This window comes from Flavobacterium sp., assembly GCF_041911335.1.
In the GTDB taxonomy this organism is placed as follows: Bacteria; Bacteroidota; Bacteroidia; order Flavobacteriales; family Flavobacteriaceae; genus Flavobacterium.
Map to the genome: position 1 here is coordinate 76671 of NZ_JAYRPD010000030.1, position 21323 is coordinate 97993.

Annotated in this window: 18 protein-coding genes and 1 tRNA gene; 15 read left to right on the forward strand and 4 right to left on the reverse strand. The window is 33.9% G+C overall.

The annotated features are described in order from the left end of the window. The first annotated feature begins 47 nt into the window (after positions 1-47). Positions 48-1436 (forward strand): dipeptidase, encoded by a 1389-nt coding sequence (locus ACE3PD_RS03945; RefSeq protein ID WP_374399732.1) that lies wholly within the window; start codon positions 48-50, stop codon positions 1434-1436. Between the two features lie 33 nt (positions 1437-1469). Here ACE3PD_RS03945 and ACE3PD_RS03950 read toward each other — a convergent pair whose 3' ends face one another. Next, entirely contained in the window at positions 1470-1784 is a 315-nt protein-coding gene (locus ACE3PD_RS03950; protein ID WP_374399734.1) for a hypothetical protein, read from the reverse strand. A 148-nt stretch (positions 1785-1932) separates the two neighbouring features. On the opposite strand from ACE3PD_RS03950, the gene ACE3PD_RS03955 reads away from it, so the two are divergent. The 5 genes from ACE3PD_RS03955 to ACE3PD_RS03975 are packed head-to-tail and all read left to right on the forward strand — an operon-like array spanning position 1933 to position 9760. Further along, the gene (locus ACE3PD_RS03955) at positions 1933-3660 is read left to right on the forward strand and encodes an N-6 DNA methylase (RefSeq protein ID WP_374399736.1); all 1728 of its coding nucleotides are present in this window, start codon (positions 1933-1935) and stop codon (positions 3658-3660) included. Beyond that, the gene (locus ACE3PD_RS03960) at positions 3660-4997 is read left to right on the forward strand and encodes a restriction endonuclease subunit S (RefSeq protein WP_374399737.1); all 1338 of its coding nucleotides are present in this window, start codon (positions 3660-3662) and stop codon (positions 4995-4997) included. Before ACE3PD_RS03955 ends, ACE3PD_RS03960 begins: the two co-directional genes overlap by 1 nt. A gap of 1 nt (position 4998) precedes the next feature. After that, positions 4999-6522 (forward strand): RNA-binding domain-containing protein, encoded by a 1524-nt coding sequence (locus ACE3PD_RS03965; RefSeq protein WP_374399739.1) that lies wholly within the window; start codon positions 4999-5001, stop codon positions 6520-6522. Further along, positions 6515-6706: a hypothetical protein gene (locus tag ACE3PD_RS03970; protein WP_374399741.1), complete on the forward strand. Its 192-nt coding sequence runs from the start codon at positions 6515-6517 to the stop codon at positions 6704-6706. The genes ACE3PD_RS03965 and ACE3PD_RS03970 overlap by 8 nt, the downstream gene beginning before the upstream one ends. A 48-nt stretch (positions 6707-6754) precedes the next feature. Beyond that, a complete protein-coding gene (locus tag ACE3PD_RS03975; protein ID WP_374399743.1) occupies positions 6755-9760 on the forward strand; it encodes a type I restriction endonuclease subunit R in 3006 nt (1001 codons plus the stop codon). Between the two features lie 3 nt (positions 9761-9763). Here ACE3PD_RS03975 and ACE3PD_RS03980 read toward each other — a convergent pair whose 3' ends face one another. Beyond that, a complete protein-coding gene (locus ACE3PD_RS03980; RefSeq protein ID WP_374399745.1) occupies positions 9764-10162 on the reverse strand; it encodes a hypothetical protein in 399 nt (132 codons plus the stop codon). A gap of 251 nt (positions 10163-10413) precedes the next feature. Between ACE3PD_RS03980 and ACE3PD_RS03985 the strand changes: the two genes are divergently transcribed. From ACE3PD_RS03985 to ACE3PD_RS04000, 4 genes are all read left to right on the forward strand, one after another. Further along, a complete protein-coding gene (locus tag ACE3PD_RS03985) occupies positions 10414-11049 on the forward strand; it encodes a recombinase family protein (protein WP_374399747.1) in 636 nt (211 codons plus the stop codon). Between the two features lie 32 nt (positions 11050-11081). Beyond that, the gene (locus ACE3PD_RS03990) at positions 11082-11348 is read left to right on the forward strand and encodes a hypothetical protein (RefSeq protein ID WP_374399749.1); all 267 of its coding nucleotides are present in this window, start codon (positions 11082-11084) and stop codon (positions 11346-11348) included. A gap of 5 nt (positions 11349-11353) precedes the next feature. Further along, a complete protein-coding gene (locus ACE3PD_RS03995) occupies positions 11354-11515 on the forward strand; it encodes a hypothetical protein (protein ID WP_374399751.1) in 162 nt (53 codons plus the stop codon). A 543-nt stretch (positions 11516-12058) separates the two neighbouring features. Then, complete coding sequence (locus ACE3PD_RS04000; protein WP_374399811.1) at positions 12059-13663, forward strand: recombinase family protein; 1605 nt, start codon at positions 12059-12061, stop codon at positions 13661-13663. On the opposite strand, the gene ACE3PD_RS04005 is transcribed toward ACE3PD_RS04000, so the two are convergent. Beyond that, positions 13617-13696: transfer RNA gene (locus tag ACE3PD_RS04005), tRNA-Leu, on the reverse strand. The two genes, ACE3PD_RS04000 and ACE3PD_RS04005, sit on opposite strands and share 47 nt — an antisense overlap. 166 nt (positions 13697-13862) lie before the next feature. Here ACE3PD_RS04005 and ACE3PD_RS04010 point away from each other — a divergent pair. From ACE3PD_RS04010 to pth, 3 genes are all read left to right on the forward strand, one after another. After that, positions 13863-14804, forward strand: coding sequence for a ribose-phosphate pyrophosphokinase (locus ACE3PD_RS04010; RefSeq protein WP_374399753.1), 942 nt, complete (start codon positions 13863-13865; stop codon positions 14802-14804). A gap of 47 nt (positions 14805-14851) precedes the next feature. Next, complete coding sequence (locus ACE3PD_RS04015) at positions 14852-15454, forward strand: 50S ribosomal protein L25/general stress protein Ctc (RefSeq protein WP_073581921.1); 603 nt, start codon at positions 14852-14854, stop codon at positions 15452-15454. A gap of 92 nt (positions 15455-15546) precedes the next feature. Continuing rightward, positions 15547-16164, forward strand: a complete 618-nt coding sequence (gene pth, locus ACE3PD_RS04020) for an aminoacyl-tRNA hydrolase (protein WP_374399755.1) — start codon at positions 15547-15549, stop codon at positions 16162-16164. Positions 16165-16214: 50 nt separating this feature from the next. On the opposite strand, the gene ACE3PD_RS04025 is transcribed toward pth, so the two are convergent. Next, complete coding sequence (locus ACE3PD_RS04025) at positions 16215-18944, reverse strand: reprolysin-like metallopeptidase (protein ID WP_374399757.1); 2730 nt, start codon at positions 18942-18944, stop codon at positions 16215-16217. 134 nt (positions 18945-19078) lie between these two features. On the opposite strand from ACE3PD_RS04025, the gene ACE3PD_RS04030 reads away from it, so the two are divergent. Continuing rightward, positions 19079-20011, forward strand: coding sequence for a bifunctional riboflavin kinase/FAD synthetase (locus ACE3PD_RS04030; RefSeq protein ID WP_374399759.1), 933 nt, complete (start codon positions 19079-19081; stop codon positions 20009-20011). Then, positions 20008-21306: an HTTM domain-containing protein gene (locus ACE3PD_RS04035; protein WP_374399762.1), complete on the forward strand. Its 1299-nt coding sequence runs from the start codon at positions 20008-20010 to the stop codon at positions 21304-21306. Before ACE3PD_RS04030 ends, ACE3PD_RS04035 begins: the two co-directional genes overlap by 4 nt. Positions 21307-21323 lie beyond the last annotated feature (17 nt).

Here is a 21323-nt window from a genome sequence, read left to right on the forward strand (position 1 = left end):
TCATTTGAAATCAATTTTGTATTTTTGAACTTTATCAAACAATCACAATGGACAATATAAAACAATACGTTCAAGAAAATAAAGAACGTTTTTTAAACGAATTAATAGAACTTTTAAAAATACCATCAGTAAGTGCTGATAGCGCTTATGCTCACGATGTAGTATTAACAGCCGAAGCAGTTAAAGCAAGTTTAGAAAAAGCAGGTTGCGATTTCGTAGAACTTTGCGAAACGCCTGGTTATCCAATTGTTTACGGAGAAAAAATCATCGATAAAAATTTACCAACGGTTTTGGTTTACGGGCATTACGATGTGCAACCACCAGATCCAATGGAGTTATGGACGTCACCACCTTTTGAACCTGTAATTAAAACGACAGAAATTCACCCAGAAGGAGCTATTTTTGCTCGTGGTGCATGTGACGATAAAGGGCAAATGTACATGCATGTGAAAGCGTTTGAATACATGATTCAAAACAATTGCTTGCCATGTAATGTGAAATTCATGATTGAAGGGGAAGAAGAAGTAGGCTCAAAAAGTTTAGGATGGTTTGTAGAACGCAATCAAGAAAAATTAGCTAATGATGTGATTTTGATTTCTGATACAGGAATGATTTCTAACCAACAACCGTCAATCACGACTGGATTAAGAGGCTTGAGTTATGTTGAGGTAGAAGTTACAGGACCAAACAGAGATTTACACTCAGGCTTATACGGAGGAGCTGTTGCGAATCCAATTAATGTATTAACCAAAATGATTGCTTCGTTGCATGATGAAAACAATCATATTACCATTCCAGGTTTTTACGATAAAGTAGAAGAATTATCAGCTGATGAAAGAGCCGAAATGGCAAAAGCACCTTTCTCTTTAGAAAAATATAAAAAAGCTTTAGATATTGAAGATGTTCACGGAGAAGCTGGTTATGTGACCAATGAAAGAAATTCGATTCGTCCAACTTTAGATGTGAATGGAATTTGGGGTGGCTATACTGGAGAAGGAGCTAAAACGGTAATCGCAAGTAAAGCTTATGCAAAAATTTCGATGCGTTTAGTGCCTAATCAAGACTGGGAAGAAATTACCGAATTATTCAAAAAACATTTCGAAAGTATCGCGCCTAAATCAGTGAAGGTGGTGGTGAAACCGCATCATGGCGGACAAGGTTATGTTACTCCAATTGATAGTGTTGGATATCAAGCCGCTAACAAAGCCTATACCGAGACGTTTGGAGTTCCTGCAATTCCGGTTCGTTCTGGTGGAAGCATTCCTATTGTGGCTTTATTTGAAAAGGAATTAAAGAGTAAAACCATTTTAATGGGCTTCGGGTTGGATAGCGACGCTATTCACTCTCCAAACGAACATTTTGGAGTTTTCAACTATTTGAAAGGAATCGAAACCATTCCATTATTCTACAAGTATTTCACAGAAATGAGTAAATAAATTAAATCCCGATGTAAATCGGGATTTATTGTTTTATGATTTAGGTAGTGGTGATCCAACTGCAATGTCACATCGATGTCCTTCTTGACCATGTGGTGGATTCATTCCTGGAGTAGTTTGCGTTTGAGATTGTGACTGCGCTTGCACTTGTTGTTGAACTGGCTGCTGAACAGGTTGTCCTTGTCCACCAACTCTTTGCTTTAGCCATTCTTCACCTGAAAAAGGTTGGGCAGTTTGTTGTGCTTCTTCAGTAGGTTTAACTTCTTCATCTTTTTTACAAGACACAAAAAACATTGTACTTAATATACTTACTAAAATTATTTTCTTTTTCATTGCTAAAGCCTTCATAGCGTTTAGGTGTCAATTTATATTCATAACCCCATACATATCAATGCGTTCGCTTTAATTTACATAAAAATCAGCTAAAATGCGTAAAACCGTATTCTTGTAAGGGTAATTTTTAGTAAATTGTGACCAATTTTATTTCAAACAATTCATGAAAAACGTTAAAGAATCAGCAAATTTTATCTGGTCTATTGCAGACTTACTTCGAGGTGATTACAAACAAAGTGACTATGGAAAAGTAATTCTTCCATTAACAGTTTTGAGAAGATTGGATTGTGTTTTGGAAGGAACAAAAGCAGAAGTGCTTAAAAAATACGAGCAAATGAAATCTACCAACATTCAAAATCTCGACCCGATTTTGAACAAGGTGGCTGGTTACAATTTTCATAACAGAAGCCCATTTGATTTCAACAAGCTAATTGCAGACCCGAACAATATTGCATCAAACCTTCGCAATTATATCAACGGATTCTCTGAGGATGCTAGAGAGATTATAGAACAGTTCGAATTTGAGAACCAAATCAATAAGATGGATGATGCCAACTTGTTGTTTATGATTGTGAAACGTTTCCAAGAAATCGATTTGCATCCAGACCATATCTCTAGTATGGAAATGGGATACATGTTTGAGGAACTGATTCGAAAATTTGCTGAGATATCCAATGAAACCGCTGGAGAACACTTTACACCTAGAGAAGTTATCAAGTTGATGGTAAACATCCTATTCTTGAATGACCGAGAGATATTGACCAAAAAAGGTATTACCAAAACCATTTTTGACTGTTGTGCTGGAACTGGAGGGATGCTTTCAGTAGCGGAAGAATACTTGCATGAATTAAATCCAGATGCACGTTTGGAAGTATTTGGACAAGAACTGAATCCAGAATCCTATGCTATCTGTAAATCGGATTTAATGATTAAGGGGCAAAACGCATCCAACATCAAAAAAGGAAATAGTATCTCAGAAGACCAATTATCCAACGAAAAATTCGATTACTTGATTACCAATCCACCATTTGGGGTGAAATGGGAAAAGTTCGCTAAAAAAGTTAAAGAGGAACATGAACAGTTGGGTCATGGTGGTCGATTTGGTGCTGGATTACCATCAGTAAGTGATGGTTCGTTCCTGTTCTTAATGCATTTGATGAGCAAAATGAAGCCAGCTGACCAAGGTGGTTCGAGACTTGCAATTGTATTCAACGGTTCGCCACTTTTTTCGGGTTCTCCGAGCAAAACTAAGAACGAGAGTACAATCCGTCAGTGGATAATAGAAAACGACTTCTTAGAGGTTGTAATTGCGTTGCCAAACCAGTTGTTTTATAACACAGGTATTTCAACGTATATCTGGGTGATATCGAATCACAAACCAACTAACAGAAAAGGAAAAGTACAATTGATTAACGGAGTTGATTTCTTCAAGAAAATGAGTAAATCTCTTGGAGATAAACGTAATGAGTTATCAGATGACCACATTGGGGAAATCACCAAAATTTATGGTGAGTTCAAAGAAGGCGAACACTCAAAGATATTTGAAAACAAGGCTTTTGGTTATGCTAAAGTAACGGTAGAACGACCAGAACGCAACGATAAGGGACAAGTGGTAACCGACAAAAAAGGCAACCCAAAACCCGATTCATCTTTACGTGATACAGAAAACATTCCTTTGCTGATGGATGTAGAGGAATACATGGAAAAAGAAGTGTTACCTCACGTTCCCGATGCTTGGATTGACCACAGCAAAACCAATGTGGGTTACGAAATCAACTTTACCAAGTATTTCTACCAATACAAGCCATTACGCTCATTAGAGGAAATTAGAAAGGATATAATGGCTATTGAGCAAGAAACAGATGGTTTATTGAAAAATGTTATCGGATAATGAAAAGGTACGATAGCTACAAGGATTCGGGTATTGAATGGATTGGAGAGATTCCAAGTCATTGGGATTCTGTAAGATTATGTTCTTTGGGAAATTTTTCGTCAAGTGGTATTGATAAGAAAATTAACCCCGATGAGGAATTAGTTAAAATCATAAACTTCACCGATATCTATAAGAATCCTAACGGAGTTTTAGATAGTAGTATTGATTACATGATTGTTAGTACAACTCCTAATAAAAAAGTTGAGCATTCAGTAGTAAAAGGTGACTTAATCTTTTTGCCAAGTTCTGAAACATATGAGGATTTGGGTAAATCTGCAATCGTTAATGAAGAGATGGAAAACGTTTCATTTTCTTATCATGTTATTCGACTCAATTTTACAAGAGAACTGGCTCATGGATTCAAAAAATATCTTACAAACAATTATCAAGTATTAAATCAATTTTCTTCTAATGGTCAAGGAACAACAAGAAAAATAATTGGCAGAAATGTTTTTAGAAATATTAAAATTGTTATCCCACCAATCGAAGAACAAACTACCATTGCCAACTATCTCGACCAAAAAACCACTGAAATAGATATTTTAATTGCCAAAAAGGAGCGTTTGATTCAGTTACTAGAAGAAGAACGCACCGCTATCATCAACCAAGCGGTGACCAAAGGTCTTGACCCAACTGTTCCCATGAAGGATTCGGGTATTGAATGGCTGGGAGAGATTCCAGCGCATTGGGAGGTGAAAAGAATTGGTCATGTTGCAAAAGTTGTGAGAGGTGCTTCACCAAGACCAGCTGGTGACCCACTTCTATTTAATGGTGATTTTTTACCGTGGATTACAGTAAAAGAAGTTACAAATGCCGAAGGTAAATTTATTGTATCTACTGAAACTTATTTGACTGAGCAAGGTTCTAAAAATACCCGAATAATCGAGCCAGAAACATTATTATTATCAAACAGTGGAGCAACGCTTGGTGTTCCAAGAATCACAAAAATCAAAGGGGGAATTAATGACGGTTCTGTGGCATTTTTCAATTTACAAATTGAAAGAGATTACCTGTATTACTTCTTTATAACACATACAAAAATATATAGAGATGAGGTATCTGGTTACGGTCAACCTAATTTAAATACAGATATTATAAAATCTACTAAAATTGCCCTACCAAATAAAAAAGAGCAATTAGAAATTGTTCTTTTTATTGAAAACTATTTGGAGAAATTCGAATTTTTAAAGTATAAAACCCAACAGGAAATCGAGTTATTAAAAGAATACAAAACTGCATTAATAAGTGAGGTGGTTACGGGTAAGGTGGATGTTAGGGAAGAAAAATTGAGTTGAGATGAGCATATTAATCAACATAGAAGACCTATTGTCTGGCTCCATTGTGGAGGGAACTCGTATGGAGTTTAAGAAAGGATGGAATCCCGTTCCAATTATGCGTTCTATTTGTGCGTTTGCCAATGATTTCGAGAATGAAGGAAGTGGTTACATTATTGTTGGTGTGGATGAAGTGGACGGCAAGCCCATTCGACCATTTGAAGGTTTTAACCCTACTAATCTTGAGCGTGTAGAAAAAGAACTAGTTGGTTATTGCAACCTCATTCAACCGTCTTATTTTCCTCGTTTATCCCTTGAGGCTGTAGATGGAAAGCATGTGTTGGTTATTTGGTGTCCAGCTGGAGCAAATAGACCTTACAAAGTTCCAGATGATGTCACAGCTAAACATAAGTCTTATAATTATCGCATTCGTTTTCGTTCCAATAGTATTATACCCAATGACGAGCAAACCACTGAACTCATTCAGTTAACAGCAAAAATCCCCTTTGACGACCGTGTGAATACCTTTGCTTCAGTTACCGATTTGAGTAAGTCTTTAATGAGAGAACACCTCCAAGAAACAAATAGCAAACTCTATGAAGAAAGCGAAGAAATGCCTTTGGAGGAACTTGCTGAAAAAATGAATTTATCGCAGGGTGCAAAGGAGCATTTATTTCCGAAAAACGTTGGTTTGTTGATGTTTTCTAGAAAATCACAAGAATACTTTAAAGGAGCAGTAATTGAGTTGGTTGAGTTCCCAAATGGTTTAGAGAATCCATATACTGAAAAGCAGTTTGAAGGTACGATTCAAAAGCAATTAATTGACGTTCTAGCATACATAAAGACGAATGTGATTAAAACAAAGGTGATTAAATATACAGACCGAGAAAAGTCAGACCGTTTCTTTAATTATCCTTACGATGCTATAGAAGAAGCCATAGCTAATGCTGTTTTTCATCGTAATTATGAATTACAAGACCCAATTGAAATTCGAATTCTACCCGAAGCTATCGAAATTATAAGTTATAATGGAGCTGACCCATCACTCAAACAAACTGATTTTGACAAAGGAAGAGTAAGAGCCAGAAGGTATAGAAATAGAAGAATTGGTGAATTTCTGAAAGAACTTAGACTTACTGAAGGTAGAGGAACTGGAATTCCGACTATTGTTAAGTCGCTAGCCGACAATGGTTCTCCTGTACCAATTTTCGATGCAAATGAACCCGAGCGTCTCCATTTTATTGTTGAAATACCAATTCATCCTAAATTTATTGAGCAAGGTAACAATCAAGTGAGTGACCAAGTAAGTGACCAAGTAAGTGACCAAGTAATTTCGATTATTAAATATTGTTCAAGTCCAAAATCAAGACAAGAAATTTTGAATTTTTTGGGGTTAAAAAACCATAGCATGAACTTCAAGAGGAATGTGCAGCCTTTGATTGAGGGGGGGTACATTGATTATACGATTAAAGAAAATTTAAAAGATAGAAACCAAAAATATGTCGCTACCGACTTTGGAAAATCTGTACTAATTAAAATTGAGTGACCAAGTAATGACTAAGAAAACGACCAAGAAAAAGATGATTGATTTTGAAAAAATACTTTTAGACAAACTTCCAGAGATTTTAGACATTTCTCAAAAGAAAAATAAAATTAAAAACATTCTTCAATCAATGAAGAACCAAGGAAATATAAAGGTTGAAGGAAAGATTTGGAAAATTTCTAAGTAATCATAGTAGATATTTTTTAGACATTTTTTTAGACATTTTTTAGATATTATGGCAAAAGGAATACATACAGAACAAACTTTTGAAGAAGCAATTGAATCCAACTTATTGGAACACGGTGGCTATGTAAAAGGTAGTTCAACAGAATTTGATGTACAATTGGGTTTATTCCCAAGTTACATCACCAACTTTTTAAAGCAATCTCAACCTAAAGCTTGGGATAAAATAGCCAACATCCACAAAGATGAGGTGGAGAAAAAGGTCATTCAACGCTTGGTAAAAGAGATTGACCAAAATGGTGTTTTGCATATTTTAAGAAAAGGATTTACTGATTATGGAGTTAAGTTCCAAATGGCATATTTTAAGCCAGAAAGCTCATTAAATCCAGAAGCTGATGAATTGTATAAAAGCAATCATTTATCTGTAACCAGACAGCTGTATTACGAGCGTGTAGGTAAGAACTCATTGGATATGGTATTGTCACTGAACGGTCTTCCTATTGCTACCATAGAGCTTAAAAACCAATTTTCTGGGCAATCTGTAGAAAATGCCAAAAAACAGTATGTGTATGACCGTGAGCCAAACGAACCTATTTTCTTGTTCAAGAAAAGAGCTTTAGTTCATTTTGCAGTGGATACTGATGAAGCTTTCATGACCACAAAGCTGGATGGAAAGAACACCCGTTATTTGCCGTTTAATTTAGGTTACAACAATGGTGCTGGAAACCCACCAAACCCATACGGATACAGAACATCATATTTATGGGAACAGGTTTGGACAAAAGACAGTTTTATGGACATCATTGGTAAATTCCTTCACCTAAGTGTGGAAGAATTTGAAATGAATGGAGTGAAAAAGAAGAAAGAAACCATTATTTTCCCACGTTTTCACCAGATGCAAGTAGTAAGAACTGTTACAGCTGATGCACGTATCAGTGGAGCTGGTAAAAACTATCTCATTCAACACAGTGCTGGTTCAGGAAAATCCAATTCAATTGCATGGCTATCCTACAGACTTTCGAGCTTGCATGATGACCAAAACAACAGAGTTTTTGATTCAGTGATTGTAATTACCGACCGTAAGGTGTTGGATTCCCAGTTACAAAATACCATATACCAATTCGAGCACAAAGATGGTGTAGTTCAAAAAATTGATAAGGATTCAACTCAATTGGCAAATGCCATCACCGCTGGGTCACACATCATTATTACCACACTTCAAAAGTTTCCATTTATTTTGGATAAAATTGGTGAAATACCAGCTAGAAAATATGCTGTAATCATTGATGAGGCTCATAGTTCCCAAGGTGGTGAGGCAACCAAAAAAATGAAAGAGGTACTTTCTGCAAAATCATTAGAAGATGCAGAAAGAGATGAAGCTTACACTGGATTGGAAGAGGATGCTGAAGACGAAATCAGAAAGTCAATGCAAGCCAGAGGCAAGCAGAACAACCTTAGTTTCTTTGCTTTCACAGCGACACCAAAACCGAAAACAGTAGAAGTTTTCGGAACGATAGGAAAAAATGGCAAGCCAGAACCTTTTCATTTGTATTCTATGAAACAAGCCATCGAAGAAGGATTCATTCTCGATGTACTAAAGAGCTATACAACCTATAAGACATACTTTAAACTATCAAAACAGATTGAAGACGACCCAAAAGTCAATAAGAAAAAAGCATCCAGAGCCATAGGTCGTTTTATGTCATTGCATCCGCATAACCTTGCTCAGAAAACTGAAGTCATGGTGGAACATTTTCGCCAAATAGTTTCAAAGAAAATCGGAGGCAAAGCAAAAGCTATGGTAGTAACCAGTTCAAGGCTTCATGCTGTTAGATACAAAGAAGAGTTTGACAAATACATCAAAGAAAAGGGATATAATGATATTAAAACCATAGTAGCCTTTTCGGGTAAAGTTATATATGATAATGCTCCAGAAGGTGTTACAGAAGTTGAAATGAATGGTTTTGCTGAAAAGGAATTACCAAGAAAATTTGCAACCGATGAATATCAATTGTTGTTGGTAGCGGATAAGTATCAAACAGGATTTGACCAACCCTTGTTGCATACCATGTATGTGGATAAGAAATTATCTGGAGTGAAAGCGGTTCAAACGCTATCTCGATTAAACAGGATGTGTGCTGGAAAGGAGGACACATTTGTGTTAGACTTCGCAAACGAAACACAGGATATATTGGATTCCTTCCAACCTTATTATGAATTAACTTCAATTGGTGAGAACTCAGACCCTAATCATTTGTATGATTTAAAATCAGAGTTGGAAAAAGCCAATGTAATTTGGGAATCTGAAGTCAATAATTTTTGCAACATATTTTTCAAATCGAGCAAATCTTTAAGTGCATCTGACCAAGGAAAATTAAACTCGTATGTTGACCCAGCAGTGGAGAGGTTCAAGGCATTACCTACTGAAAAAGATGATGCAATGGGAACAATTACTAATCAAGATGATTTTAAGAACACTTTGCAGACATTTACTAGAACGTATTCATTCTTGACCCAAATTATGCCTTTTTCAGATGTTGATTTGGAGAAGCTTTTCACTTATGGAAGATTCTTATTGAAGAAATTACCAAGAACATCACAAAATGATAAATTCAAATTAGGTGATGAAGTATCGTTAGAATACTACAGACTTCAAAAAGTTGCTGAACAAAGCATTCTAATGGAAAGTCAAAGTGTTTATGAATTAGAAGGTGGTGGACAAGCTGGAATACGATTAACCAAAGAGGAAGAAGCTAATTTATCAGAAATTATAAATGTTTTAAATAAAAAGTTCCATACAGAATTTAACACAGCAGATAAACTATTATTTGACCAGATTGAAGAGGAAATGGTAATGGATGAGAAACTTGCATTGCAAGCAAAATCGAATACCATTGATAATTTTAAATTTGGTTTTGAAGAAATGCTATTGGATAAATTTATATCCAGAATGGAACAGAACCAAGATATTTTCACCAAAATGATGGATGATAAAGAGTTTGGTGATGAGGTCAGAAGCTATATGTTGAAAAAGGTTTATGATAGGTTAAGTAAGTAAAATTTAAAATCTCAGATTAACCGCATAATCCTCCCAGTTAATCTCTTTTAAAACATCTTTCACATTTTTTTCAACTGAAAAATCAAAAATAGAATCAACAGTAAAAATTAGGGCAAGTTCGCTATAGTCGAATTTGCCTTTTTTATCATTTACAGGTTTATCAGCTTGCATCCATACCCACACGGTATATGGTCTAAAGGTTTTTAATAAAATAAAATCATCCATCCTTAAAATGCATTTCGCAACACCCCAATCTTTTGGGCATGACAAATTCTCATAAATTCTATAATTATCCACAAAAAGATATTTACCCACTAAAATATCTGGATATGTTTCTTTTACTTGGATTGCTTTAACAGTTAATTCATATCCGCTTTCAAGTTTTATAGTTTCATGTTTCATTTATTTCTTTTAGAAATAAATATCACCAAAAAAAGGGAAAAAACATTTTATTTAATTGAAAACCAGGAAAGTAGTTCGAAAATTTGCATATTAAAAAAATGCCTGGAATCTTTGTGACGGTTTAGATTTAGACTATAGTTAATTATTAAAACATTATTAAAAATGACCAACCCAATAAAATAGGTCAAAGTGTTTTAAAATAATTTAGACTCTAAAATTAAAACGATTCTAACCTTTAAACTACAAATTCTATGGTATACTATTTTTATTCCAGAACGTCAACTGTTCTTCAGAATAGTGCAAGACAAATTGAGACATTTAAATCTCATGAAGGTTTTAATCCCAACAATTTATTTGTTGAACGCATCCAAGGGAACATTCCATTTATGGAAAGACCAGAAGCTGTTAAAATGTTTGATACCATTACCAACCAATCTGAACGTTGTACAGTGGTAGTGGATAGTATAGACCGCCTTGGAAGAAATCTCATAGATATACTTCGCACTATTGACTTGTTCACCAAAAACAAAATCAACTTGAAATCCATCAAAGAGGGCTTCACTACCTTATTAGATAACGGTGATGTTAATCCAATGGCTCAACTAGTCATATCCTGTATGGGTTCGATAGCTGAGATGAATAGAAATCAAATTAAGACCAGAGCTATGGAAGGAATCAAGGTAGCTCAGGCTCTAGGTAAGTTTCAAGGTAGAAAGGTTGGAGCTGTTCAAAGTGATGAAAAATTGTTGCAACGCCACCAATCAATAGCTAAAAAGCTCCAAAAGGGATTAAGTATTAGAGATATATCGGAAATTACAGGAGCATCCAGTGCTACTGTATGTAAGGTAAAGAAAGTAATGGTTAACCGTAAAATGTTGGAAGTATGAATTATATAAACCTATCTAGAATTTATTTGGAAATGATTTCAAGATTCAATGTTGCAACTTTTGATGTTATAAGCGTGATGGATGAAACGGATTACAAACCTTCTCAAACATTGATTACTTATTACTACGATGAGAGGATTCCAGTTGATGTGCCAAAGTTGAAAATGTTTTTAAGAAGGCACATCCGATTTGTTGACCAATACTTTGTTGAAGTTGAGGATGGAAAAATTATGATATGCATAATTTTTAGACAAAAAATGCATACAGTGGATTACGGTTTTGAATTTAGCTTAAACTAAGAAAAATGAAAAAGACAAGAATTACGATAACACAAAATTTAGAGAAGACACAGTATCATTTTATGGTCTTGAATCCAGATAAGCTATCAAGTATAGAAGTTGAAATGATAAAAGCGGAAATGGGTGTTGAAATGGTTTTTGTTAATGGGAAGCTTTACAGAGGATAAAAGTGAAACGTTGTTTTTGAAATATTGTGTCAGATTTCTATACTTTATTTTAAAAAAAAAGTGCTACAAAAATGTTGGCATCTATCAAAACTGGTTAGTACATTTGTTTTAGATTGATATTTAGGGTTAAAATTACTCCGATGTAGCTCCTGAATATCTTTTTACTCAAAAACTCGCATGAGGGCATTTTATTGCTAAGACGTATAACCAAATTCCACTTTGTTTTCAAAAAGTGGTTTCAGCAATTTTATTTAAGCATTAAGCCAATTATTTAGATTTATATTAGGTATTATCTGTATCTGAATCGCTTGACTAATGCGTTTCGGAATGGTCATAGTTGACTGAAAATAATTCTTCCGCCATAGTAAAAAAATGAAGATAGGCGACAGATTAAAAAATGTTATCCATAACTGAATGCAAGAAAAAACTAAACAGAAACGCTGTACACTTTGACGACAAAGAGGTCGAAACTATAAGAAGAGTACTATACATTTTGGCAAATGAATGTCATAAAATAAATAACAAAAATTTAAAAGAATTAAAATGAAAACAATAATAAACCAAAAAATCAATGTGATTTTGTACTGCCGAGTTAGTACAGATGAGCAAGCTGAAAAAGGATTCAGTTTAAATTATCAAGAAGATTCATTAGTAAATTATTGTAAATACAAAGGTTACAATGTTATTAAGGTTTTCCGAGAAGACCATTCTGCCAAAAATTTCAACCGTCCAGAATGGGAAAAATTGAAAACTTTTGTAAAAACAAATAAAAAAATAGTCAACATGGTCTTGGTAACTAGATGGGATAGATTTTCAAGAAATGTTGAGCAAGCGCTAAAACAAATTAGAGAGTTTGATTCTGCTGGAATTGAAAAAAACTCCTCAGAACAATATCTTGATAGGGAGAATAGTGACAATAAAATGGTATTATCAATTTATTTAACTGCTGGAGAAGTTGAAAGAGATAAAATTTCACAAAGAACAGCATTAGGTACATACCAAGCTAAATGTGAGGGTTACTATGCACATCGAGCTCCTTACGGATATTCAAGTAAGCAAGAAGGCAATAGAACAAATAGAAATGGGCAACAAGTAAAGAGAACAAAATTGTTTCCTAATGAAAATGCACATTTTGTAACAGAAGCATTCAAAGCTGTATCGTTAGGTATTGAACCAGCAGAAGTTGTGCGAAAAAGGCTTAACAAAAAAGGAATGGAATTAGGCAAAAGCTCATTTAATTTGATGCTAAAAAATATCGTTTATGCTGGCAAAATAGAAGTGCCTGAATTCAAAAAAGAATCCGCAAAACTTGTTGATGGTGTACACACGCCTCTAACTGATTTAGATACTTTTCTAAAAGTTCAAGATATTTTTCAAAACAAAAAATGGAAATATCTGCGTAAACCAGAAAAAGATGATGAATTTCCTTTGCGAAACTTTATTGTTTGTGAATGCTGTGGTCAAAACTTAACCGCTAGTTATTCAAGAGGAAGAAACGCAAGGTATGGATATTATCATGGTAGACATCAATGTAAAACTAGAGTACGAAAAGAAAAAGCAGAAAATACTGTTGCTCAATTATTGAATAATATTAGAATAAATTCTAATATAAAGTCATTATTTAAAGAAGTATTAAAAGAATCATTAAACGAATTAAATATTAATAAAGTAAATGAATTGAAATTAAAAAAGAACAGATTTGATGAAATTCAAATTCAACTGGCAAATGCTGATGAACTGATGTTAACTGGCAAAATACCTTTTGATAGATACAATGCCATAATAGAAAGGTATAATGCTGAAAAAATGCAGTTAGAACTAGAAATTGAGGTTTTAGAACAAGTTAATGATAACGTTTATGAAAGCGTTGAAGCTGGACTAATGTTACTTGAAAACCTTGACCAAATGTTCTATAAAACCGATAATCAAGGAAAAAAAATGATACTTGGTTCTTTATTCACTGAAAAACTAATTTTGGGAAATGAAGTGTGTCGAACCACAGAAATCAACGAGGTGATACGAATATTAACTAGGAATAATAGGGGTTCAGAAGATATTGAAAATAAAAAAGCTGTCATTTCTGACAGCTTTTCCGTGAAAGTACCCGGAGTGGGAATCGAACCCACACACCTAAGTACACGAGTTTGAGTCGTGCGCGTCTACCAATTCCGCCATCCGGGCAATGGAAAATGATATTTGTATCATTAAGTGGGTGCAAATGTAAAAAATATTTCTGCAATTCATAAAAAAATAGTTAAAAATATCCTTTCAGAGTTCGATTTTATTTCTAAATTTGCACCTCGTTTACACGACACAACACTAACTAACTACTAAACAATAAATTAACATGCTGTATCAAGAACCAGAAGCAAAAATTTTTGCATGTTCTCAGAGTGTGTATTTAGCCGAACAAATTGCTGAAAAGTATGGCGTTCCGCTAGGTAAGATTACGTTCTCTAAATATAGTGATGGCGAATTTCAGCCTTCTTTTGAAGAATCGATAAGAGGATTGCGCGTATTCCTAGTTTGTTCTACATTTCCAAGTGCAGACAATTTAATGGAATTATTATTGATGATTGATGCAGCAAAAAGAGCATCGGCACGTCATATTACAGCGGTTATTCCTTACTTCGGTTGGGCAAGACAAGACAGAAAAGACAAGCCAAGAGTGCCAATTGGAGCAAAATTAGTTGCAAAACTTTTAGAAACTGCTGGAGCAACCCGAATTATGACTATGGATTTACATGCCGATCAAATTCAAGGGTTCTTTGAAAAACCAGTAGATCACTTGTTTGCTTCTACAATCTTTTTACCTTATGTAAGAAGTTTAAATTTAGAAAATTTAACTATCGCATCTCCAGACATGGGAGGTTCAAAAAGAGCTTATGCGTATTCTAAATTTTTAGAATCTGACGTTGTGGTTTGTTACAAGCAAAGAAAAAAAGCGAATGTAATTGACACAATGGAGCTTATTGGTGAAGTAAAAGGTCGAAATGTTATCTTAGTTGACGACATGATTGACACCGGAGGAACATTAGCAAAAGCAGCTGATGTAATGATGGAAAAAGGAGCTTTAAGTGTGAGAGCAATCTGTACACACCCGATTTTATCTGGTGAAGCGTACGAAAAAATAGAAAATTCTAAATTATTAGAGTTAATTGTTACCGATTCTATTCCATTAAGAAAAGAATCAAAAAAGATAAGAGTCGTAAGTTGTGCGCCATTATTTGCAGAAGTAATGCATATGGTACAAAATAACAACTCTATCAGTGGTAAATTTTTGATGTAATCAAATAACCACTTTAACAAGAATTTATTAATTATATATATTTTACAATGAAATCAATTACGATTAAAGGATCAGAAAGAGAAAACGTAGGTAAAAAGGCAACTAAAGCCGTACGTGATGCTGGAATGGTTCCTTGCGTTATCTACGGAGGAAATCAGCCAGTTCATTTTGTTGCAGACGAAAGAGCATTTAAAGATTTGGTTTACACTCCAAACGCACACACAGTTGTAGTTGAGTTAAACGGAACGTCTTACAATGTAATTATGCAAGACATTCAGTTTCACCCAGTTTCTGACAAAATTTTACACATTGACTTCTTCCAATTAAGTGATGACAAAGAAATCATCATGGAAGTACCAGTTAAAGTTACAGGAACTTCTCCAGGGGTATTATTAGGAGGTGTTTTACGTTTAAACCAACGTCGTTTAAAAGTAAAAGCTTTACCTAAATTCTTACCTGACTTCGTTGAAGCTAACATTTCAGAATTACAAATGGGTAACAAATTATACGTTACTAAAATTGAAACTAACAATTTTAAATTAATGCACCCAGATAATACTGTAGTTTGTCAAGTGAGAATTTCTCGTGCGGCAATGAAAGCAGCTCAAGAAGCAGCAAAAGCAGAAAAAGGAGCAAAAAAGAAAAAATAATTTCTTTTCAATCTATACAAAAGAAGCATCAGTTTTTACTGGTGCTTTTTTTTATGCTTTTCAGTATCTAAACTTTACATTACTTTTGCAAAATGAATTGGCTATCAAATCTATTTAAGAAACAAAAACAAGAGCATTTACCCATGAAGAAATTCTTAATCGTAGGGCTAGGAAATATTGGCTCAGAATATGCAAATACACGACACAATATCGGATTTAAAGTTTTGGATTATTTAGCTCAAAAAGAGGGTATTTCATTTCAAACCGTGAAATTGGGGGAAGTTGCTGAACTAAAAATAAAAGGAAGAACTTTATTGTTACTAAAGCCAAATACTTACATGAATTTAAGTGGTAAAGCGGTAAAATACTGGTTAGAAAAAGAAAATATTGAAAAAGAAAACATGTTGGTCATTACTGACGACTTGAATTTAGCCTTTGGAACCATCCGAATTAAAACCAAAGGAAGCGACGGCGGTCATAACGGACTTAAAAACATTCAATTATTATTAAACTCAACAGAGTATCCTAGATATAGATTTGGGATTAGTGATGCTTTTAAAAAGGGGCAACAAGTTGATTATGTTTTAGGCGAATGGAGTGAAGAAGAAAAAGAAAAACTAAAAGAGCGTTTAGAAATAAGTTCAGAAATAATAAAATCATTTGCTCTGGCAGGCTTAAACAATACGATGAATGCGTATAATGGAAAATAAAAAAGGGAAGCTAAAAGCTTCCCTTTTTTGTATTTATAAAATTATTCCATTTATTGAACTACAATTTTCTTTACTTCTTTTCTAGCGCCATCTTGAACTGTTACAAGATATACTCCAGATTGAACACCATTTAATTGTAATGTTTCATTAAATAAACCATTGTTGTTATATGATTTAGCAAAAATTTCTCTTCCTCTAATGTCATGAACGTTTACTTTAATTTCATTTCCTGTATTAGAAGTAAATTGAATATTAAAGTTTCCGTTGTTAGGATTTGGATACAAAGTAAAATTATCTAAACCAAATGATTCTGATGAGAGAGTAACCGTTTGTGAACAAATCTCAATAGACCATGAATTAATTTGACCTAAATCACCTAAATAACCATCCCTTACTAATAAAGTCCAAACACCATTAGATGGTTTACCATTAAAAGCAGATAAAGAAGATGAAGGTGCAAAAGTTCCAGTCATATTTGCAACACAAGAAAATGCAGGAGAGCCATCACTTAAAGTTATATTAAAATTATCATTGCCAGCACAAGCTCTATTCCAAACCAAAACTTGGGTAGCATCTGGGTGATTAATAGCAATTTGTAAATCTTGAGGATAAGTATGCGAAACATTTAAACCAATGTTTACATCCGTAATAGTAACACTTGTAGGCACATTAATTGTATTTGCAACAACAGAACCATAAGCATTTGCACCTGTTCCGTCAGGTATTACCAAAACATTAGAATTTGTGTATGTATTACAAACATTTGTAATAGTATAACCTACAGAAAATGGTTGAGAAATATTAAAGAAAATATTAGCACTTGCTTTAACCATAAATCTACAATAAGGAGCAGCAACACCAGCAGGTAAAGTTACTGACTGAGTTCCATCATTTGGTGTTCCAGATAATAAAGTAGTCCATGTAACTCCGTTATCAGATGAAAACAAAATATCAACATTTGCACCTCCAGCTATTGTATTATGACCATTCGCTCCAGTTGCTCCAGTCCAAACAACAGTTTGAGTTGAACCCACAGGGTAACTAGTGCCTGCAGCCATAGTTACAGTAAGTGCAGTTTTATCTGCTACTGTTACTACAACATCGTCATAATTAGTTTGCCCTTGACCTACAACATTATCTCTAACGGTTAGTCTAAAATTTAATGTTCTTGCAACAGAACTTAATGCTTCCATGGTTACTCCTACACCTGCAGTAGTTGTACTTCCATTTAAAATAGAAGAAAAAGCTGGGAAATATCTAAATGAATTAGCAGACGCTGGATAACAAGCGAAATTTGGCCCAGTTGTTTTTGTTGGACTAGCCACACTTGCAGCAGCAGTATTAGCTCCTCCATCGTCATTCTGTTCCCAAGCATAAGTTAAAGATCCTCCACCAGCATCAGTAGCCGAACCAGTTAAAACAAATGGAGTACTTAATGGGATAGTGTAATCTGCACCTGCATTTACAACAGGAGCACTATGAGTAATTGGAGTACTAGTAGGACAAGTTTTTCCAACCATATTAGCCTGAACTTGTGCAATACTTGCTGAATGGAAAATATCAATTGAATTCATGTGTGTATTGTAAGAAGTAATACCAGCATATCCCATAATAGTTACACCCCCACCTACTTCTTTATTTACACCATATCCTTCATTACCATGAGAGAAAGTATGATTAGCACCAAATTGATGCCCTAACTCATGTGCTACATAGTCAATATCAAATGTGTCTCCCATTGGAACTCCGTCTGCAGGAGAAGTAATTCCTCTTCCTTTTGTTGCACCAGTTCCTGAAGCAACACCATTTACACATACACATCCTATACAGCCAGCACTTCCGCCACCACCTGTTTCACCAAACATATGTCCTACATCATAAGCTGCATTGTTATCTGCAAGAGTTGTAGATGGACCTGTTAATGTAGTATTTAGTGTTTTTTGTAATTGAGTATTCCAATTAGCCATTGTAGTATAAGGATCTGAAGCAGGATCGTAAAATATTACATTTGTAGTCGAGGCAACTATGTTCATATGAATAGCAAAATCTTTTTCAAAAACTCCATTTACACGAGTCATAGTTGCATTAAATTGAGCTAAAACTAAAGCCACATCAGCGGCACTTGAAGCTCCGAAGTGGTTAGCATATTCACCATTACAAGACAATGCTAATCTGAATGTTAAAAGTGATCCAGAACTAGAACGAGCAGTAACTTCTGGTGTAGCCAAATCATTTGTTAAAACTTGCTCAGGTGTAGAACAAGTAAAAGGTAATTTGCCTCTTTTTCTTGAAGAACTATATACTGCGTAAATTTTACCGTCTTGAGAATAAGGCTCCATAAACTCTGCTGGTTTACCAGCTCTTAGAACCATAGTTTGAACTCCTCTAGGGTCTAAACTCATTCTTAATATAGCATATTTATCATCAATTCCTGCTCCTACATATGAACGGATTTGGGGAAATTGAGCTTGTAATTCAGCATCAAAATTTGAAGCTTCATAAACTTGAAAACGCTCCAATTTTCCATCTGCATTTGGTATAGAAATAACAACATTATTTCTGTTAAGTGCAGTTCTGTCTGAAACGTTGTTAAGTGAAGACTTTAATACAGTTAAATCTAATTGCATTAAAGTATAATCTTGTGGAAAAGATTGTCTTTCTGCGGTTAATGCTACTTTAACATCACCACCATTAAAGGTCTTCCATGCTTTATCTGTTTGTGAATAGCCAAAACTAATCGACAAAAAAGTAAAAACAATTAGTAGTAAAGTTTTTTTCATTTTTGGTTAAATTATTGATTAATGTACAAACTTATTAAAAAAAATATGAAATTCGCAACATTGTTATTTTTTTTATAAACTTTCTTAGTTTTAAGATTATAGAATTTATCTTTGTAGATATTATATATTTAATTTTGAAAACATACGATTCAATTTTTAATTTTTCTTCACAAAAGAAAACCATTCTTACCTTAGGTACTTTTGATGGTGTTCATTTGGGACATCAATCTATTTTAAAAAAAGTAGTTGAAGCAAAGGAAAATAACACTTACGAATCTTCATTACTTACTTTTTTTCCGCATCCAAGAATGGTTTTGCAACAAGACACCTCTATTAAGTTGTTAAATACAATCGATGAAAAAGCAGAATTACTGGATAAGTTCGGCATCGATAACCTTATCATTCATCCTTTTGATGCAGCATTTTCTAATTTATCTGCAGAGGAATTTGTAAAAGAAATCCTGATTGATCGATTAAATATTCACAAAATTATTATTGGTCACGACCATCGTTTTGGAAAAAATAGAACAGCTGACATTAGTGATTTAATTTCATTCGGAAAAAAATACGGTTTCGAAGTAGAACAAATTAGTGCTCATGAAATTGATGAAATAGCTATTAGTTCTACCAAAATACGAAAAGCTTTGATGGAAGGAAACATCCAACTAGCCAATCAATTTTTAGGATATTCTTATTTTATTTCTGGAAAAGTGATTGAGGGCAAAAAAATTGGTAGAACTTTAGGTTTTCCAACCGCTAATATTCAGATTAACGAAAGTTATAAATTGTTGCCTAAAAATGGGGTTTACATAGTGTCTAGTGAAATTAACGATATTCTGTATTTTGGTATGATGAATATTGGGAACAATCCGACGCTTGGTGAGAATGAACAATCAATTGAAGTTCATTATTTTGATATGAGTGAAAATATCTACAATGAAAAATTAAAAATATCAATCCTAGAACATATTAGAGACGAGCGAAAATTCAATTCGCTTTCAGATTTACAAGCCCAACTTGAAAAGGACAAATTGTTTTCACTAAACTACATTCAAAATTTAAAATGAAATTTCTTTTCAAAGCAATCGATAACAGTCCATTAGTCGTTTTCCGAATCTTTTTCGGATTTTTAATTACTTGTGAAAGTTTTGGCGCCATTCTTACTGGATGGGTTAAACGCGTTTTTATTGAACCCCAATTTACCTTTTCTTTTATCGGTTTCGAATGGCTTCAGCCTTTGCCTGGCTTTGGAATGTATTTTTATTTCATCGCAATGGGAGTTTTCGGATTGGCAATTATGCTTGGTTATCAATATCGAATAGCTATTATTTCTTACACTATTTTGTGGACTGGAGCTTATTTTATGCAGAAATCAGCTTACAACAATCATTATTACTTATTACTTTTAATAAGCTTTTTAATGATTTTTCTTCCTGCAAATCGACATACTTCACTTGATGTAAATCAAAAAAGAATCCAAGAAGAAAAAACGATGCCTTACTGGATTAATCTTTTATTTATTATTCAAGTTGCTATTGTGTATTTTTACGCTTCCATTGCAAAACTTTACCCTGATTGGTTAGATGGCACTTTCACAAGAAACTTATTAGCAAATTCTACCGAAATCAGCGCTTTAAAAAAACTATTTCTTCAAAAATGGTTTTATCTATTCATTGCTTACATGGGGATAATTTTCGATTTATTAATTGTTCCATTACTTTTATTTAAAAAAACAAGAATGTTAGCCTTACTAGCATCCTTAACTTTTCATCTCTTTAATGCTATATTCTTAGAAATTGGTATTTTTCCTTTCTTTGCTCTAACTTTTGCGTTATTCTTTTACGAACCTGAAACCATTAGAAAAATATTTCTTAAAAAGAAACCTAAAATTGAAATTGAAAATTTACATCAAAACTTCTACGGAAAAAGAATCGTATACGTTTTGATGGTTCCTTATTTAATTATACAACTTTTACTTCCGCTTCGTCATCATTTTATTGAAGGGGATGTACTTTGGACAGAAGAAGGACATCGATTAAGCTGGCGCATGATGCTACGCGAACGAAATGGCTACATCACAATTCAAATTAGGGATTTAAAAACGGGAAATGTTTCTATTTACGATTACCAAAAAAACCTTACTGATAAACAAGCGCAAAATTTAGCCACTAAACCCGATTTCATTTGGCAATACTGTCAACGCATCAAAGAGGAATACAAAGGAAAACCCATTGCTATTTACATCGATTGTAAAAACAGTATTAATAGAAAAGAATATAAAAGTTTAATTGATCCAAAATTTGATATGGCTAAAGCTAAATGGGATTATTTTAGGCATAATGAATGGTTGTTGAACAGATAACTAAATAGTAATGCATG

Excerpts from the sequence above, each read along its gene's own strand:
- ACE3PD_RS03975 (WP_374399743.1), top strand. The coding sequence starts at position 6,755 with ATGGCAAAAGGAATACATACAGAACAAACTTTTGAAGAAGCAATTGAA.
- ACE3PD_RS04035 (WP_374399762.1), top strand. The coding sequence starts at position 20,008 with ATGAAATTTCTTTTCAAAGCAATCGATAACAGTCCATTAGTCGTTTTC.
- ACE3PD_RS04010 (WP_374399753.1), top strand. The coding sequence starts at position 13,863 with ATGCTGTATCAAGAACCAGAAGCAAAAATTTTTGCATGTTCTCAGAGT.
- pth (WP_374399755.1), top strand. The coding sequence starts at position 15,547 with ATGAATTGGCTATCAAATCTATTTAAGAAACAAAAACAAGAGCATTTA.
- ACE3PD_RS03955 (WP_374399736.1), top strand. The coding sequence starts at position 1,933 with ATGAAAAACGTTAAAGAATCAGCAAATTTTATCTGGTCTATTGCAGAC.
- ACE3PD_RS04000 (WP_374399811.1), top strand. The coding sequence starts at position 12,059 with ATGAAAACAATAATAAACCAAAAAATCAATGTGATTTTGTACTGCCGA.
- ACE3PD_RS03950 (WP_374399734.1), bottom strand. The coding sequence starts at position 1,784 with ATGAAGGCTTTAGCAATGAAAAAGAAAATAATTTTAGTAAGTATATTA.
- ACE3PD_RS03960 (WP_374399737.1), top strand. The coding sequence starts at position 3,660 with ATGAAAAGGTACGATAGCTACAAGGATTCGGGTATTGAATGGATTGGA.
- ACE3PD_RS03965 (WP_374399739.1), top strand. The coding sequence starts at position 4,999 with ATGAGCATATTAATCAACATAGAAGACCTATTGTCTGGCTCCATTGTG.
- ACE3PD_RS03990 (WP_374399749.1), top strand. The coding sequence starts at position 11,082 with ATGATTTCAAGATTCAATGTTGCAACTTTTGATGTTATAAGCGTGATG.
- ACE3PD_RS04015 (WP_073581921.1), top strand. The coding sequence starts at position 14,852 with ATGAAATCAATTACGATTAAAGGATCAGAAAGAGAAAACGTAGGTAAA.
- ACE3PD_RS03995 (WP_374399751.1), top strand. The coding sequence starts at position 11,354 with ATGAAAAAGACAAGAATTACGATAACACAAAATTTAGAGAAGACACAG.
- ACE3PD_RS03945 (WP_374399732.1), top strand. The coding sequence starts at position 48 with ATGGACAATATAAAACAATACGTTCAAGAAAATAAAGAACGTTTTTTA.
- ACE3PD_RS03985 (WP_374399747.1), top strand. The coding sequence starts at position 10,414 with ATGGTATACTATTTTTATTCCAGAACGTCAACTGTTCTTCAGAATAGT.
- ACE3PD_RS03980 (WP_374399745.1), bottom strand. The coding sequence starts at position 10,162 with ATGAAACATGAAACTATAAAACTTGAAAGCGGATATGAATTAACTGTT.
- ACE3PD_RS04025 (WP_374399757.1), bottom strand. The coding sequence starts at position 18,944 with ATGAAAAAAACTTTACTACTAATTGTTTTTACTTTTTTGTCGATTAGT.